The 16,527-nt window shown below is 69.9% G+C and carries 13 protein-coding genes and 2 pseudogenes; 8 read left to right on the top strand and 7 right to left on the bottom strand.

The window, feature by feature from the left end; genetic code table 11:
* The first annotated feature begins 125 nt into the window (after positions 1 to 125).
* The 4 genes from ABZ441_RS18265 (at position 126) to ABZ441_RS18250 (ending at position 3,879) form a co-directional block, all read left to right on the top strand.
* Positions 126 to 341 (top strand): dodecin, encoded by a 216-nt coding sequence (locus tag ABZ441_RS18265; RefSeq protein WP_358974761.1) that lies wholly within the window; start codon positions 126 to 128, stop codon positions 339 to 341.
* Between the two features lie 108 nt (positions 342 to 449).
* Complete coding sequence (locus tag ABZ441_RS18260; protein ID WP_358974758.1) at positions 450 to 1,019, top strand: type 1 glutamine amidotransferase domain-containing protein; 570 nt, start codon at positions 450 to 452, stop codon at positions 1,017 to 1,019.
* 150 nt (positions 1,020 to 1,169) lie between these two features.
* Positions 1,170 to 1,361, top strand: coding sequence for a DUF6381 family protein (locus ABZ441_RS18255; protein ID WP_358974755.1), 192 nt, complete (start codon positions 1,170 to 1,172; stop codon positions 1,359 to 1,361).
* Between the two features lie 97 nt (positions 1,362 to 1,458).
* Positions 1,459 to 3,879, top strand: coding sequence for an excinuclease ABC subunit UvrA (locus ABZ441_RS18250; RefSeq protein WP_358974753.1), 2,421 nt, complete (start codon positions 1,459 to 1,461; stop codon positions 3,877 to 3,879).
* Between the two features lie 19 nt (positions 3,880 to 3,898).
* Here the strand turns inward: ABZ441_RS18250 and ABZ441_RS18245 are convergent, their stop codons facing one another.
* Genes ABZ441_RS18245 through ABZ441_RS18235 form a run of 3 tightly spaced genes read right to left on the bottom strand, consistent with a single transcriptional unit; the run spans position 3,899 to position 7,300 of the window.
* Positions 3,899 to 4,645 carry a succinate dehydrogenase/fumarate reductase iron-sulfur subunit gene (locus tag ABZ441_RS18245; RefSeq protein ID WP_358974750.1) on the bottom strand — a complete coding sequence of 249 codons (747 nt, stop codon included), beginning with the start codon at positions 4,643 to 4,645 and terminating at the stop codon, positions 3,899 to 3,901.
* Positions 4,642 to 6,591, bottom strand: coding sequence for a fumarate reductase/succinate dehydrogenase flavoprotein subunit (locus ABZ441_RS18240; RefSeq protein ID WP_358974748.1), 1,950 nt, complete (start codon positions 6,589 to 6,591; stop codon positions 4,642 to 4,644). Before ABZ441_RS18240 ends, ABZ441_RS18245 begins: the two co-directional genes overlap by 4 nt.
* Position 6,592: 1 nt before the next feature.
* Complete coding sequence (locus ABZ441_RS18235; RefSeq protein WP_358974745.1) at positions 6,593 to 7,300, bottom strand: succinate dehydrogenase; 708 nt, start codon at positions 7,298 to 7,300, stop codon at positions 6,593 to 6,595.
* A gap of 96 nt (positions 7,301 to 7,396) precedes the next feature.
* Between ABZ441_RS18235 and ABZ441_RS18230 the strand changes: the two genes are divergently transcribed.
* Positions 7,397 to 8,329: a LysR substrate-binding domain-containing protein gene (locus tag ABZ441_RS18230; protein WP_358974978.1), complete on the top strand. Its 933-nt coding sequence runs from the start codon at positions 7,397 to 7,399 to the stop codon at positions 8,327 to 8,329.
* A gap of 13 nt (positions 8,330 to 8,342) precedes the next feature.
* Here ABZ441_RS18230 and ABZ441_RS18225 read toward each other — a convergent pair whose 3' ends face one another.
* From ABZ441_RS18225 to ABZ441_RS18215, 3 genes and pseudogenes are all read right to left on the bottom strand, one after another.
* Positions 8,343 to 10,517: an EAL domain-containing protein gene (locus tag ABZ441_RS18225; RefSeq protein WP_358974742.1), complete on the bottom strand. Its 2,175-nt coding sequence runs from the start codon at positions 10,515 to 10,517 to the stop codon at positions 8,343 to 8,345.
* Positions 10,514 to 11,332, bottom strand: coding sequence for an SAM-dependent methyltransferase (locus ABZ441_RS18220; protein WP_358974739.1), 819 nt, complete (start codon positions 11,330 to 11,332; stop codon positions 10,514 to 10,516). Before ABZ441_RS18220 ends, ABZ441_RS18225 begins: the two co-directional genes overlap by 4 nt.
* 203 nt (positions 11,333 to 11,535) lie before the next feature.
* Positions 11,536 to 12,495: pseudogene (locus ABZ441_RS18215) on the bottom strand (SCO0930 family lipoprotein).
* A gap of 735 nt (positions 12,496 to 13,230) precedes the next feature.
* Here ABZ441_RS18215 and ABZ441_RS18210 point away from each other — a divergent pair.
* Together ABZ441_RS18210 and ABZ441_RS18205 are read left to right on the top strand one after the other, a co-directional pair.
* Entirely contained in the window at positions 13,231 to 13,998 is a 768-nt protein-coding gene (locus tag ABZ441_RS18210; protein ID WP_358974736.1) for a hypothetical protein, read from the top strand.
* A gap of 180 nt (positions 13,999 to 14,178) precedes the next feature.
* On the top strand, positions 14,179 to 14,727 hold the full coding sequence (locus tag ABZ441_RS18205) for a hypothetical protein (RefSeq protein ID WP_358974734.1): 549 nt from the start codon (positions 14,179 to 14,181) through the stop codon (positions 14,725 to 14,727).
* Between the two features lie 488 nt (positions 14,728 to 15,215).
* Here ABZ441_RS18205 and ABZ441_RS18200 read toward each other — a convergent pair.
* Positions 15,216 to 15,542 (bottom strand): annotated as a pseudogene (locus ABZ441_RS18200) (hypothetical protein); the annotation flags it as partial.
* Between the two features lie 321 nt (positions 15,543 to 15,863).
* Here ABZ441_RS18200 and ABZ441_RS18195 point away from each other — a divergent pair.
* The gene (locus tag ABZ441_RS18195; RefSeq protein WP_358974731.1) at positions 15,864 to 16,526 is read left to right on the top strand and encodes a class F sortase; all 663 of its coding nucleotides are present in this window, start codon (positions 15,864 to 15,866) and stop codon (positions 16,524 to 16,526) included.
* Position 16,527 lies beyond the last annotated feature (1 nt).

Raw genomic sequence — 16,527 nt, 5'->3', positions numbered from 1 at the left:
GTGCACCGGATTTTGGTATGGACCAATAGGCAGGTCAAGCCCCTCCTCGCCCCGGTGCCTCCCCGCGACGCCTCGCGCTCCAGCCCGGAGTGAGGCACCGTGGAACCACCGAAAGGGGACACGAGATGTCTAATCACACCTACCGGGTCACCGAGATCGTAGGAACCTCCGAGGAGGGCCTCGACGCGGCGATCCGGAACGGCGTCGCAAGAGCCTCCGAAACGTTGCACAATCTCGACTGGTTCGAGATGACGCAGGTGCGCGGCCATATCGAGAACGGCCGCATCGCGCACTACCAGGTGGGACTCAAGGTCGGTTTCCGGCTCGACGAGAACGGCTGACGTCGGCGCCGGGCCGGACCCAGGGCATCTCGTCGGGACCAGCCCGTGCTCGCGTGCCGCTGATCTCCGGCTCACCGCGGCGCACGGACGCGATGGAAGGACGGGTACATGACGGACCAGGACCTCGGCGGACGCCATGTGCTGACGATCGTGACGAACTACGGCGTCGAGCAGGACGAACTCGTCGTGCCGGTGCGGCATCTGCGGGACGCCGGCGCGACCGTGGACATCGCGGCGATGTCGAACGATCCCATCCGCACGCTCGTCGGCGACAAGGACCCCGGGGAGACCGTCCGGCCGTCCCTCACCCTGCCCGAGGTGGACCCCGCCGGCTACGACCTGCTGCTCGTGCCCGGCGGGACCCTCAATGCCGACACGCTTCGGCTGCAGGACGCCACCCCGGTCATCGTCCGCTCGTTCACGACCGCCGGCCGTCCTGTCGCGGCCATCTGCCACGGCCCCTGGGCGCTCGTCGAGTCGGATGTCGTCAGGGACAGGACCCTCACCTCGTACGCCTCACTGCGGACGGACATCCGCAACGCGGGCGGAACGTGGGTCGACGAGCCGGTGGTCAGGGACGCCACCGGGGGCTGGACCCTGATCACCTCACGCACACCGGACGATCTCGACGCGTTCCTCGGCGAGATCGACAGGGAACTCTCGCCTGCGGACGTCTGATCCAGGGCCCGAGCGCCTGGCGCAGGTGCTCCTCGGCAGGGCGGAAGGCCCGGACGGGGCGGGCGGCGGAGCGTAGCGGCTCAAGATGCAGGCGGGACCCGGCGCTGTTTCGCTGAAGGTGTCCGCTCCCCCACAGATCCAGGAGTGATCATGAGTGTTGCAGGTGAGTCCGGCGGCCGTGTGAGGCAGCTGCGCGCCAAGGCGCAGGAACTGAACGAGGCCGCGGAACGCGCCACCGATCCGGAGCAGCGGCAGCGGCTCCAGGACAAGGCCCGCCGCCTGCGGGAGCAGAGCGAGCAGGAGAGCTCCATGACCGACCGCGGCATGGACCCGATGGTGTAGGTCCGGCGCCCACCCTGCCGGTGGTCCTCACCTGTGAGGGAGGATCACCGGCAGGAGCATGCCCACACCACCGATCCCCGACGGAGCCGTACCCCCGATGTCCACCCCCCATGATCCGTGCGTCCGGGTGCGCGGCGCGCGCGAACACAATCTCCGGGATGTCGATGTCGACATCCCGCGGGACGCCCTCGTGGTCTTCACCGGCGTCTCGGGCTCGGGCAAGTCCTCCCTGGCCTTCGGGACGATCTATGCGGAGGCCCAGCGCCGCTACTTCGAGTCGGTCGCGCCGTACGCCCGCCGTCTGATCCATCAGGTCGGGGCACCCGATGTCGGTGAGATCACCGGTCTGCCGCCCGCGGTGTCCCTGGAGCAGCGCCGCTCGGCGCCCGGATCGCGCTCCTCGGTGGGGACGGTCACCACTCTGTCCAACTCCCTGCGCATGCTCTTCTCGCGCGCAGGCGACTATCCGTCCGGTGCCGAGCGGCTCGACTCCGACTCCTTCTCGCCGAACACGGCGGCCGGGGCGTGTCCCGAGTGCCACGGTCTGGGGCTGATCCACCGCACCACCGAGGAACTGCTCGTGCCGGACCCGTCGTTGTCGGTCCGGGAGGGGGCGATCGCGGCCTGGCCGGGGGCGTGGCAGGGCAAGAACCTGCGCGATGTGTTGGACGCCCTCGGGTACGACGTCGGGCGGCCGTGGCGGGAGCTGGAGCGGGCGGACCGGGAGTGGATCCTGTTCACCGACGAGCAGCCGGTGGTGACGGTCCATCCGGTACGCGACGCGGGCCGCATCCAACGCCCCTACCAGGGCACGTACATGAGCGCGCGTCGCTATGTGATGCACACGTTCGCCGATTCCAGGAGCCGGTCGCTGCGGGCGAAGGCGGAGCGCTTCCTGACGAGCGCACCGTGTCCGGTGTGCGGGGGCAGCCGGCTGCGCCCGGAGGCCCTGGCGGTCACCTTCGCAGGCCGTACGATCGCCGACCTCGTCGCGCTCCCGCTCTCCGCCCTCACGGCCGTCCTGCTGGACGAGGGCGGGGCGAGTGACACGGCGCGGTTGCTCACCGCCGACCTGCTCGCCAGGATCGAGCCGGTCACGGAGCTGGGGCTCGGCTATCTCAGCCTCGACCGTACGGCCCCGACCCTGTCCTCGGGAGAGCTGCAGCGGCTCAGGCTCGCCACCCAGCTCCGGTCGGGGCTGTTCGGCGTCGTCTATGTGCTGGACGAGCCGTCGGCGGGCCTCCACCCCGCGGACACGGAGTCCCTGCTCGGGGTGCTCGGCAGGCTCAAGCGGGCGGGGAACTCGGTGTTCGTGGTGGAACACCAGATGGACGTGGTGCGGCAGGCCGACTGGCTGGTGGATGTCGGACCGCTGGCAGGTGAGCACGGGGGCCGGGTCCTGCACAGCGGACCTCCGGCGGACCTCGCCGGGATCACCGGATCCGCGACCCGGCGGTTCCTCTTCGGCGAGGATCCGCCGCCCGTGCGTGAGCCGCGCGAGCCTTCCGGGTGGCTGCGGCTGCGTGGGGTCGACCGGCACAATGTGCGCGGGGTCGACGCCGACTTCCCTCTCGGGGTGCTGACGGCCGTCACCGGGGTGTCGGGATCGGGCAAGTCGACCCTCGTCGGCCAGGTACTGGCAGGTGTGCTGGCAGACCGGCAGCCGACGGACGTTCCCGGGGAACGGGCACGTGGGGAGGGCTGCGCCTCGGCGGAGGGCCTGGAGGCAGTGGACCGGCTGGTGCAGGTCGACCAGAAACCCATCGGCCGTACGCCCCGCTCCAACCTGGCCACGTACACGGGTCTGTTCGACGTCGTGCGGAAACTGTTCGCGGACACGGAGGCGGCACGGGCGCGGAAGTACCGGGCGGGCCGGTTCTCGTTCAATGTGGCGGGTGGACGGTGCGAGACCTGCCAGGGCGAGGGGTTCGTCTCGGTCGAGTTGCTGTTCCTGCCCAGTACGTACACCCCCTGCCCGGACTGTCACGGGGCGCGCTACAACCCGCGGACCCTCGACGTGACCCTGCGCGGTCTCACGATCGCCGAGGTGCTGGAGCTGACGGTGGAGGCGGCGGCCGGGTTCCTGGCAGGGACCCCGGCCGCGGAGCGCAGCCTGCGGGCCCTGCTCGACGTGGGGCTCGGCTATCTGCGCCTGGGCCAGCCGGCGACCGAGCTGTCCGGGGGTGAGGCGCAGCGGATCAAGCTCGCGACGGAGCTTCAGCGCACCCGGCGGGGGCACACGCTCTATCTGCTGGACGAGCCGACGACGGGGCTGCATCCGGCCGATGTGGAGGTGCTGATGCGGCAGTTGCACGGGCTCGTGGACGCGGGCAACAGTGTGGTGGTCGTCGAACACGACATGGTGGTGGTGGCCGGTGCGGACCGGGTGATCGACCTGGGGCCCGGCGGCGGGGACCGGGGTGGCCGGATCGTCGCCACCGGCACGCCGCGGGAGGTCGCCCGCGCGGCGGGGAGCCGTACGGCCGCGTACCTGGCGAAGGCGCTGCGGACGGGCTGACTCCCCGCGGCTGGGCGGGTCAGCGGCGCACCTTGCGGTTGGCGTGCAGCCACTCCTTGTTCATCGCGGTGATCGACGGCAGCGGGATGCCCTTGGGGCAGGCCGTGGCGCATTCACCGGTGAGGGTGCAGCCGCCGAAGCCCTCGTCGTCCATGGTGGCGACCATGTCGAGCACCCGGGTCTCCCGCTCGGGTGCTCCCTGCGGGAGCACGCCCAGGTGGTTGACCTTGGCGGAGGTGAAGAGCATCGCGGAGCCGTTCGGGCAGGCCGCGACGCAGGCGCCGCAGCCGATGCACTCGGCGTGCTCGAACGCCGAGTCCGCGTCCGGCTTGGGCACCGGGGTGGCGTGCGCGTCGGGCGCGGTACCGGTGGGCGCCGAGATGTAGCCACCGGCCTGGATGATCCGGTCGAAGGAGGAGCGGTCGACGACGAGGTCCTTGACGACCGGGAAGGCCGACGCGCGCCACGGTTCGATGTCGATCGTGTCGCCGTCGTCGAAGGACCGCATGTGGAGCTGGCAGGTGGTGGTCCGCTCCGGGCCGTGGGCGTCGCCGTTGATGACGAGGCTGCACGCGCCGCAGATGCCTTCGCGGCAGTCGTGGTCGAAGGCGACGGGCTCGTCCCCGCCGAGGATGAGTTCCTCGTTGAGGGTGTCGAGCATCTCCAGGAACGACATGTCCTGTGAGATGCCGTCGACTTCGTAGGTGGCCATGGCGCCGGGCGCCTCGGCGTTCTGCTGGCGCCAGACGCGCAGGGTGAGCTTCATGCGTAGCTCCGCTGAGTGGGGTGGACGTACTCGAAGACGAGGTCTTCCTTGTGCAGGACGGGCGCGTCGCCGGTGCCGCCGAACTCCCAGGCAGCGGCGTAGGAGAACGCCTCGTCCCGGCGGGCGGCCTCGCCGTCCGGGGTCTGCGACTCCTCACGGAAGTGGCCGCCGCAGGATTCGGCGCGGTGCAGGGCGTCGAGGCACATGAGCTCGGCGAGCTCCAGGTAGTCGACGACGCGGTTGGCCTTCTCCAGCGACTGGTTGAACTGCTCGCCGGTGCCCGGCACCTTGATGCGGCGCCAGAACTCCTCGCGGATCTGCGGGATCCGGTCGAGGGCCTTGCGGAGTCCTTCCTCGGTGCGGGCCATCCCGCAGAACTCCCACATGAGTTCGCCGATCTCACGGTGGAAGGAGTCCGGAGTGCGGTCGCCGTCGACCGCGAGGAGGAGGTTGAGCCTGTCCTCGGTCTCGGCGACGGCCTCGGTGACCTCCGGGTGGCCGGCGTCGATCTCCTCGATGTGCGGGTTGCGGGCCAGGTAGTCGTTGATGGTCGACGGCAGGACGAAGTAGCCGTCGGCGAGGCCCTGCATCAGCGCGGAGGCGCCCAGGCGGTTGGCGCCGTGGTCGGAGAAGTTGGCCTCGCCGATGGCGAAGAGGCCGGGGACGGTGGTCTGGAGGTCGTAGTCGACCCACAGGCCGCCCATCGTGTAGTGGACGGCGGGGTAGATCCGCATGGGTGTCTCGTACGGGTTCTCCGCGGTGATGCGGGCGTACATGTCGAAGAGGTTGCCGTACTTCTCCTCGACCTTCTTACGGCCCATGCGCTCGATGGCCTCCGCGAAGTCGAGGTAGACGCCCTGGCCGCCGGGCCCGACGCCCCGCCCCTCGTCGCAGACGTTCTTCGCCGCGCGGGAGGCGATGTCGCGGGGCACGAGGTTGCCGAAGGCCGGGTAGATGCGCTCGAGGTAGTAGTCCCGCTCGTCCTCGGGGATCCGGTTCGCGGGCCGGTCGTCGCCCTTGGCCTTCGGGACCCAGATGCGTCCGTCGTTGCGCAGCGACTCGCTCATCAGGGTCAGCTTCGACTGGTGGTCGCCGGTGCGCGGGATGCAGGTGGGGTGGATCTGGGTGAAGCAGGGGTTCGCGAACCAGGCACCGCGGCGGTGGGCGCGCCAGATCGCGGTGGCGTTGGAGTTCATGGCGTTCGTCGACAGGTAGAAGACGTTGCCGTAGCCGCCGCTGGCCAGCACGACCGCGTCTGCGAAGTAGGTGTCGATCTTCCCGGTGACGAGGTCGCGGGCCACGATGCCCCGGGCCTTGCCGTCGACGACGACCAGGTCGAGCATCTCGGTGCGGGAGTGCAGCTCGACGTTGCCCGCCGCGATCTGGCGGGACAGCGCCTGGTAGGCGCCGAGGAGGAGCTGCTGCCCCGTCTGGCCACGGGCGTAGAAGGTGCGGGAGACCTGGACGCCGCCGAAGGAGCGGTTGTCGAGGAGACCGCCGTACTCGCGGGCGAAGGGGACGCCCTGGGCGACGCACTGGTCGATGATCTCCACGGAGATCTCGGCGAGGCGGTGGACGTTGGACTCGCGGGCGCGGAAGTCCCCGCCCTTGACGGTGTCGTAGAAGAGGCGGTGCACCGAGTCGCCGTCGTTGCGGTAGTTCTTGGCGGCGTTGATGCCGCCCTGCGCGGCGACGGAGTGGGCACGGCGCGGCGAGTCCTGGAAGCAGAACTGGACGACGTGATAGCCCTGTTCGGCGAGGGTCGCACCGGCCGAGCCGCCCGCCAGACCGGTGCCGACCACGATGACGGTGTGCTTGCGGCGGTTGGCCGGGTTGACGAGCTTCGCCTCGAAGCGCCGGGTGTCCCAGCGCTCGGCGACGGGGCCCGAGGGCGCCTTCGCGTCGGCGAGGGGCTCGCCGGTGCGGTAGTTCGTGTAGTCGCGCATGTCAGCTCACCACTCCGGTCATCACTGCGACGGGCACGGATACGAAACCCGCCGTCAGCACCAATGCGAGGACGTTGGCGAGGGTCTTCAGGACACGGTCCCGCGTCGCGCTGCCCACGCCGAGGGTCTGCGCCGCGCTCCAGAACCCGTGCTGCACGTGCAGGCCCACGGCGAGCACGGCGACGATGTAGATGACGTTGCCGTACCAGGTGGAGAAGGTGTCCAGCACGTTCTGGTAGGGGCGCCCTGACTGGAACCCTCCGGTGTGCACGGTGCCGGTCGTCAGGTCCAGGATGTGCCAGACGATGAACAGCGCGAGGATGATGCCGCCGTAGCGCATGGTCCGGGTGGCGTAGCTCGAACGCGCCTTCCTGTGGACGTACGCCGTCGGGCGCGCCCTCACGTTACGACGGCTCAGCTGGTACGCGCAGACGGCGTGCAGCACGACGGCCGCGACGAGCACCACACGGATGATCCACAGCGCCCACTCGTAGTGCAGGAAGGGCTCGCCGAGGGTCCGGAGCCAGTGCGCGTAGTGGTTGAACTCGTCGGGCCCGAAGAAGATCTTCAGGTTGCCCAGCATGTGGACCACCAGATAACCGAGCATGATCAGGCCGCTCACAGCCATGATCGTCTTCTTGCCGACGGACGAGTCCCAGAGCGTACGCGTCATGGACGGCCGTCGGTCCGTCCGCGTTGCCAATGCCATGGACACGACGCTAGAGGCGGAGGGTGTCATCAGTCCAAGTCATGGATCTACTCATCTCCATAGGCTCTCTCTATGAAGTGCGCTATCGTCGGCCCCATGCACTTCCAGCAGCTCGCCTACTTCGTGGCCGTGGCCGAGGCCCGGCACTTCACCCGGGCCGCGGAATTGGTGCACGTGTCCCAGCCCTCCCTCTCCCAGCAGATCAAGGCCCTGGAGAACGAACTGGGCGCCGAGCTCTTCAGCCGGGCACGCGGCAACATCGCACTGACGGACGCGGGGGAGGCACTGCTGCCGCTCGCCCGCAGGATCCTGGCGGACGCGGACACCGCACGGCACGAGGTGCAGGAACTCGTGCAGCTGCGCAGGGGGCGGATCAGGCTCGGCGCCACCCCGAGCGTCTGCACCGGCCTGCTGCCCGATGTGCTGCGCGCCTTCCACGGAGCGCACCCCGGGATCCAGCTCCTGATCGAGGAGGGCGGCTCCCACGACCTCGTAAGACAGCTGGCCCGGGGCGGGCTCGACCTCGCACTGCTCGTGCTGCCGCTGCCCGCCGCCTCGCCGGCGCTGACCACTGTGGAACTGCTGCACGAGGATTTGGTGGTGGTGTCGTCCGCTTCCCGGCCCGCGCCCGGACGAAAGGGCTCCGTGCGCGTCGCCGATCTCGCACACGAACCGCTGGTGATGTTCCGGCACGGCTACGACCTGCGGGAGCTGACCGTCGCAGCGTGCCGGGCGGAGGGCTTCGAGCCGTCGTTCACGGTGGAGGGCGGCGAGATGGACGCCGTTCTCGGTTTCGTCCGTGCAGGCCTCGGTATCGCCGTCGTACCCCGCATGGTGGCTGTGCGGGCCGGTCAGGACCTCCGGACGACACCGCTGGCCTCGCCGGGTCTGCGGCGGACGATCGCGCTGGCGCACCGCAGCGACGTCGAACCGCCGCGTGCGGCGCGCGAGCTGCAGCGCATGCTGCTGGGGTCGGGGCCGCCGGTCGTGCCCCTGCCTGCCGACGGGCGGGGCCCGGCCGGCGACTGACAGGGCGCGGTCCTCAGACCGCGTCCGCCAGCAGCAGCGCGTGGATCCGGTCAGGGGCACCCGGCTTGGCGTAGTACCACCCCTGTGCGGTGTCACAGCCGAGCTGTCGCAGCTGCTCCGCCTGGGCGCCCGTCTCGACACCCTCCACCGTGACGGCGAGGTCGAGGCTGTGGGCGAGCGAGACGATGCCTTCGACGATCTTCAGATCGACGGGGTCGGCCGGGTGCTGCTGCATGCCCTGGGTGAAGGAACGATCCAGCTTCAGCACGCTCACCGGCAGCCGGCGCAGGTTCGCCAGATTCGAGTAGCCGGTGCCGAAGTCGTCCAGCGCGATGTCGACACCCATTTCCGCCAGCTGGCGCAGCGGTTTGAGCAGATCGTCGTCCGCGCCGATCAGTGCGGACTCGGTGACCTCGAGGCAGAGCGCGCCGGGTTCCAGACCGGAGCGTTCCAGCACGTCGACGGTCTCGGCGACCAGGTTCGGATGGTGCAGCTGGGTCGGTGAGAGGTTGACGTTGATCCGCAGCGGCCCGCCGTCGGTGTGCCGTTCCTGCCAGAAGTTCGCCTGCCGCACGGACTCCTCCAGGACCCAGCGGCCGAGCGGCACGATCAGCCCGGTGTGCTCGGCGAGCGGGATGAACCGGTCGGGGCCGAGCACACCGTGCTGCGGATGGCACCAGCGCACGAGGGCCTCGGCGCCGTGCACGCTGCCGTCCCCGAGGTGCACCAGCGGCTGGTACTCGATGAAGAACTCGCCGCGGTCGAGCGCCGCGGGCAGCGCCGTGGTCAGTCCGTGGCGGGTGATGGCGCGGGCGTCGGCCTCGGCGTCGGCCAGCGCGAAGCGGTTGCCTCCCGCCGCCTTGGCCCGGTACATCGTGATGTCGGCGCTCCGCAGCACCTCGGCGGCGGTGCGTTCACCCGAAGGGCCTTCGACGACACCGACCGATCCGCGTACGGTCAGCTCCCGGCCGTCCAGACGGATGGGCGTGGCGAGCGCCAGAAGAATGCGCCCGGCCAGCTCGTGTACGTCGTCCTGGGTGTGCGGGCCGGTGGTGAGGGCCACGAACTCGTCGCCGCCGAGCCGCGCGACCATCTCGCCGGGGGCCGTGGCACAGCTCTGCAGCCGGTCGGCGACCTCGACCAGGAGCCGGTCCCCCGCCGCGTGGCCGAGGCTGTCGTTGATCGCCTTGAAGCCGTCCAGGTCGAGGTAGCAGAGCCCGAAGCGCATGCCTTCCCGAAGGGCGAGGGCCTTCTCCAGGCGTTCGAAGAACAGTGTCCGGTTGGGCAGTCCGGTGAGCGCGTCGTGGGTGGCCTCGTAGCGCAGCCGCAGATTGAGCAGCCGGCGCTCGGTGGTGTCCTCCAGGAGGGCCAGCTGGTACTCCGGCCGCCCTTCCGGGTCCCGCAGCAGCGACACGGTGAGGTTGGTCCACAGCACGGTGCCGTCGTTGCGGTAGTAGGGCTTCTCGACGCTGTAGTGCTCGCGCTCGCCGCGCACCAGTTCGTCGTAGTACTTCCACACGTAGGGCGAGTCCTCGGGGTGGACCCACTCGTTCACCTTGTGGCTGCGGACGTGGTGCTCCAGCCCGCCGAACATCCGGGTGAGGGTGTCGTTGATCTCCAGGATGTTTCCCTCGAGGTCGGCGATGCCGATCCCGACGGCGGCGTCCTTGAACACGGCGCGGAAGCGTGCCTCGGTGGCGTGGAGCGCCTGCTCGGCGTGCGAGCGGGCGGTGAGCGCCGAGCGGGCGATCGCCTCCTGCTCGGCGAGCGTCCGCTCACGCAGGGCCTGGGTGAAGCCCCCTGCGAGCGCGTGCTGGATCCGTGCGCACCGGGCCCGGCTGTCCTCGGTGGACAGCTCCACCGGCCCGTTTCCGCCGCAGTAGAGGACCAGGTAGGAGTCGACGACGCCGAGCGTGGAGCTCAGAGCGTCGGGATCCGTGCAGTGCGCGGCGACCAGGGCGCCCCCCACACGGTGTGCGGGGGTCGCGTCGAAGATCCGCGTGTGGAGGATGTCGTTGAGCTCCCGGGCGAGCGGCAGCAGATGCTCCTCGAACTCCGGGCGGGTCATGGAGGTGGCCGTGGAGGGGAAGATCGCCCGGCTCCAGATGGTGGCGAATCTCCGGAGCCGGCCCTCGGGGCCGTCGGGTTCCGCGTCCGGGGCGCCGGACGACTGGGCGGGAATGCTCACGCCTTGCGTCCGACCCCGGCGAAGCCCGAATAAGTGAACGGGTCCTCCTGCGCGAGTGCCTCGCGGGACTCCGGGCGCCACTCGGGCATGGGGACCAGCCCGGGATCGACCATCTCATACCCCTCGAAGAAGCGGCTGATCTCCGTCCGGGAACGCATGATCAGCGGATTGCGGATGGTCCGGTAGACGTCGACCGTCCCGCCCGCCACCTCCTGGGTGAGCGGAATCCCCTCGTACGAGGCATGGGTCAGGACCAACAGGCTGCCGGGGGCCAGCGCGTCGCGCAGTTCGGCGACGGCCTCGTACGGATCGTCCGCGTCCTCGACGAAGTGGAGCACCGCCACCAGGAGCAGCGCCACCGGCTTGTCGAGGTCGAGGAGGGCGGTGATCTCCGGGTTCTCCAGGATCTCCTGGGGCTTCCGCAGATCCGCGGCGGCGATGATGGCCCGCTCGTTGCCCTCGAGTACCGCCTGACTGTGTGCGACCGCGACCGAGTCGTGGTCGACGTAGGCGATGCGTGCCTCGGGGTCGGCCGCCTGGGCGACTTCATGAACATTACCGAAGGTCGGTATACCCGACCCGATGTCCAGGAACTGATTGACGCCCGATGTGGTGGCATAGTGCACGGCCCGCCGCATAAAGGCGCGATTCGCCTGCATGACCTTCGGCAGGCCCGGCATGAACTCCATGGCCTTACGGGCCGCTTCCCTGTCCACCTCGAAATTGTGCGAACCGCCCAGGTAGAAGTCGTACATGCGAGACACGCTCGGCACCGAGATGTCAATGCCCTGCGGTGCCCAGGCGGGACGCTCCATCGATGTCTCCAACAAGTCGCTACGGCGATCCGGCCATGTTCATGGTCAGTGTTGACCAGAGGCTACTGATCGACCGCCAAGAGAGCGAGTGGAAACGGAAATTAGAGATCCGTTATTGGTCACACACCGGAGGCATGTGCGGGCGGCCCGTCGCTGCGTGTACGCATTCGGCGACGGACCGGAATCACATAGGGGTCCGAACGCTACTCGGGGGCTCCGGCCGGCTTCGCCTCGGGCGAAACCGCGTACCATGTGCCGCCGACACCTTGGCCGTTGGTGTCTCCCGGCTTCGCGTCCCCGGGGGATGTGTAGAGCGGCCAGCAGTCGAGGGACTGCTGCTGTATGCCGTCCGGACGGTCGAAGGTCACGAATCCGTTCGTGGTGACTCCTTCTACGTCATTCTTCGACACAGGGGCGACGACCGGCCACATTTTCAGACAGTCGCCCGTGCAGGCCGACTTCATCGGCCAGGCCGAGTCCTTCTTGAAGCGGTAAACCGTCATGCCGCGCCTGTCCACGACGATGTCTCCGAGTTCCGCGTCCTTGCGGACGGATAGGCCGGCGAGTGCGGCCTGCCGGCCGCCGGTGGGCCCTTCGGCGTTCACCGCCGCTTTCTTTCCGTCCGGAGCGGCGGCGAACCACGTCCCGCCGACACCCTGCCCGTTGGCGTCACCGGGCCCGGTGACCTCGGCGTAGCGGTACATCGGCCGACCCCCGACGGTCAGCTGTTTCGTACCGTCGGACCGTGTGACCTCGCCGACCAGCGAAGCATCGGTGCCGGCGGGCACTTCCGCACCCTGAGCGGGTACCGCGGGCCACTCCTTCGCACAGTCACCGTCGCAATTCGACGTGGGTGGTTCGGAGGTGTCCTCGGCGAACCGGTAGAGCGTGAACCCCTCGCTGTCGGTCAGCACCTTGCCCAGTTTCCTGCTTTCCCACACGGCGAGTTACCCGGCCTCCTTCCGCGCCCCACCCTCGGCGGCGTCGGATCCGTAGCCGCCGTCCGAGCCGTACGCGCCATCGGCCGGCCGCTGTGCGGGAGCCGCGTTTCCCACGGCCTGGCCGCTGGGGGACGCGGTACCCCTCTCCTGACCACACGCCGTCGTCAGCGCCAACAGGGCCACCGTCGTCACCGCGAGCGAGGCGTTCCGCCAGGTATTCATGTCGACTCCCGTTGTCCTTCTGCCGGCCGGGACGCGAGACCGCGCCATTCGTGGTCCTAGGTACGTCCGACCGGTCCCCGCCCGTTCAACGAGAGCCCGGACGAGTTTTGACGGGCGCAAACGCGAATCACCGAAGGTCCCCTCCATCAGGGGAATCAGCTCCCCCCTCCGCGTGTACGGCGGCTGAGGGGAACATGCTCCCCGGCGTGTACGGATCACGCATATGGCGGCTGACGGCCACCACCCTGCTCCTGCTGCTCGCCGCGCCGTTGCCGGCGGCCGGCGACGACTGCGCGGTCGCCTCCATCGGGCAGGGGGACGGCGGTTCGTCCGTCGCCGTGGCGGGCGAAGGGATGTGCGGGGCGGTCATCGCCGAACCCGAGCCGGAGCCCGAACCCGCTCCCCCACCGCCCCCACCACCGCCTCCACCACCGCCTCCACCACCACAGCCTCCGCCTCCACCTCCGCCCCCACCTCCCCCACCGCCGCCTCCCCCTGCACCCGCACCTCCGGAACCGGAACGGGAACCGGAACCCGCGCCGCCACGCCCCACCGTGCGCCCCGCGCCACCGGCCCCCTCACCCGTCGCGATTCCCACCTACCGAAAACCTCCCCGCAAGACACCACGGACCGGGCCGTCACTGGTATCGCTCACCCTCCTGATCACCGCGCCCGCCGTCTTCGCCGTAGCGGTGCTGCGGCCCCGCTCGTCCCGCTGACCGAAGAAGGGAACCCATGTCGGAATGGCTTGTTCTGACCATCGCGATGGCGTCGGCATGCGCTGTCGTACTGACCATCGCCGTCCTCAGTAACCGGCGCATCCCCGAGGACGACGACCCGTCCGAGACTCCCGACGTGATCGAGTACATGACGATGATGATCGGAGTTGTGTACGCGATCGTGCTCGGCCTGGCCATCGCGGGCGTGTGGGAGGGCCGTAGCGCCGCCCAGGAGTCGGTACGCCTGGAGGCGCAGGCCCTGCACGAGGTGAGCGCACGGTCGGCCGTCTACCCCGCCGAGGTCCGCGACCGGATCCGCGCGGACGTCGACGCCTACGTCTCCCACGTGGTCGGCGACGAATGGAGGTCGATGACGGACCACGGGAGTCTCACGGAGGAGGGCACCAGACTTCTCGACAGGGTGCGGGCCGACGTGACGGAGTACAAGCCCCGAACGGACCACGAGGGGCAGGCGTACCAGCCGCTGGTCGACCAGGTGGCCGCCGTCGACGACGCACGGGGGTCCCGGGGGCAGAACGCGGGTGCGACCATGCCCGGAGTCGTCTGGTTCGGCCTGATCACGGGGGCCGTGGTCACGGTCGGGCTGATCTTCACGCTTCAGATCCGCAGAACCTTCCGTGAACTGCTGCTGGCGGGGCTCTTCAGCGTGCTGATCGCCTTTCTGCTCTTCCTGATCTGGGACTTCGACGCCCCCTTCGGCCGAGGCATCTCGGCGACCACGGCCCCCTTCGTGGACCTGTTCCCGCATGCCGTCGGCCGATAGGAGCACAGGCGCCCCTTCCTGTCCCCCGGCCGTCCGCCGGCCGGGGGACATGGCTGCCCCATTCGCCGGACACCGATCGCGGGTGATATGCGGCGCTTCTACCGTTTCCCGCATCGAGGTGTATCCATGCCTCGCGGAAATCCGTTCCGCGACTGCGCCTCGGGACCCGGAGGATTCACCATGCGCGCGATACGTGTCGCACCCGTCGCCCTGCTGGGCGCCGCCGCCTGTTTTCTGATGGCACCGGCCGCATCGGCCGATGTGCTCAACGGCGGTACGTCCACCCCGTTCACGCCGACCATCACTCCGTCGACGGTCGCGCCGGGGGGCCAGGTCACTCTCGGCGCCGTGGGGTGCACCAGTGAAGCGACCGCGTTCTCGGGCGTGTTCGACACGACCACCATCCCGAGCGGGAGGTCGGCCACGGCCACGGTCGACCGGGACGCGCGGCGGGGGGCGGTCTACGAGGTGACCTTCCGCTGCGGCACCACCACGCGGTCGGCCAACCTGACGATCACCAGCGGCGCCACCAGCTCCCCCACCACCGCTCCCACCACGGCCCCCACGACCAGCTCGACCGCCTCCCCCAGCGGTGTGCTGGGCGGTCTCGGCGGCAGTGTCGACACGATGGATCCCGCGGAGATCGCGGCCGGCTCCGCACTGGTGGCGGTCGCCTCGGCGGGCGCCTTCTACGTTCTGCGCAAGCGCCGCACGAGCCGTCAGCACTGACGGCTCAGCACCGCACACAGACGCACGACGGTCGCCCCGGGTCCTGATCCAGGACTCGGGGCGACGGGCGTATCGGGCCGGGGAGAAGGTTCGACGTGTCAGATCGCCGCATTGCTCATCCGGCGACGGACGAGGAAGACGGCACCGCCGACGGCCGCTGCCGCGGCGAGGCCGCCGCCGACCTGCATCTCGACGGAGCTGGGCCCCACGGAGCCGCCGAGGCCGCCCTGCGCACCACGGGAGTGGAGCACGGTGAAGCGCGCGGTCGCCACCGACGGGTCACCGCCGTTGCCACCCTGGCCACCGTTACCGCCACCCTGGCCGCCGTTGCCACCCTGGCCACCGCCGTTGCCGCCCTGGCCGCCGTTGCCACCCTGACCACCGCCGTTGCCGCCGTTGCCACCCTGACCCCGGTCACCACCGTTGCCGCCCTGGCCGCCGTTGCCACCCTGGCCGCCGTCGCCTCCGTTCCCGCCGCCGAAGTTGTTGTCGCTGTCGTTGCACCTCACGGACAGGCTGTACTGCCCGGGCGTCGCGTTGTCCCGGATACGCGCCGTGGCGTAGCCGACCCGGCCCGGTGACAGGTTGACCGTCGGGAAGGCGTTCGACCACACCCGGCCGCCGGAACGCCCGCAGCCCTCCGCGCTGACCTGCATCGTGGCGCCCTGGAAGACCGAGGACGGATTGACGGTGACATTGGTCGGGAAGTTGCTCGGGTTACTGCCCGGGCCGCCGCCGGCGGCGGCCAGCGGGGCAGCGAGCCCGACCGCCGCGAATGCGGTCGCGGTCACCGCGAGAGCGCGTGAAGCACGCATCTTTGAACCTCCAGCGGGAAGCGCCCCGGAGTCACGTTCTCCGGGATCAGTCGACGAGAACGCCTCCCATGACGAACCCTCACCAGATACCGCACATGCCGCACATCGGCACTGCTCCACCGGTGAACCGACACGCCGTTCGGCGGGCAGGAGATCTGACGGAGCCGCAGGTCACGGACCGTCAGAATTTTTATCCGCTCATTACTCCGAAGAGAAGAAGCCGCAGGCGGGGCCCGATCGGCCGCCACCCGTTCGCCCTTCCCTGATCGCCGCCGCGTGGACGCCCGCCTAGCGTGGCGATGTCGCGACGAAGGGAGAACCATGGGCCGGGACCAGTGGGGCGCCGAGCGGAGCAGACGCACACCGTGGGGCGCGATCGCCCTGGTGATGCTCACCGGCCTCGCTCTCATGCGCAACGGCGTGGAGACCTCGCCGGGACCGCCGCAGCCGGCCGCCGCGGCTTCGGTGGCCGGCCCCCGGGACACAGGAGTGCCCCCCGCGGTCGAAGGTGATTCCGTGGAGCCGCTCGCATACGCCCCCGCGGCTCGCATCCGGATTCCCTCGATCCAGGTCGACGCACCCGTCGTCGATGTGAACCTCGACCCGGCCGGCTGGATCGAGGCACCCCCGGCCCAGGACCCGAACCTCGCCGGCTGGTACCAGAACGGCATCGCCCCGGGCCAGCGCGGCACCTCCGTGATGGTCGGTCACGTCGACAACCTCGCCGGTCCGGCGGTCTTCTACGGACTGGGCTCACTGAGCGGGGGCCGGCAGATCGAGGTGTCCCGCTATGACGACCGGGTCGCGGTGTTCGAGATCTACGGCGTGGAGGTCTTCGCCAAGAACGACTTCCCCGGAGCCCGGGTGTACGGCGACACCGGACAGGCCGAACTCCGGGTCATCACCTGTGGCGGTGGTTACTCCAAGGCCAACGGCTACGACGGGAACGTGGTGGTGTTCGCCCGGCTGATCGAAACGCGATAGC

Source organism: Streptomyces sp. NPDC005752 (assembly GCF_040630715.1).
Taxonomy (GTDB): Bacteria; Actinomycetota; Actinomycetes; order Streptomycetales; family Streptomycetaceae; genus Streptomyces.
Note: the sequence above shows the minus strand (reverse complement) of the source record. Positions and strands in the feature narration are given on the sequence as shown.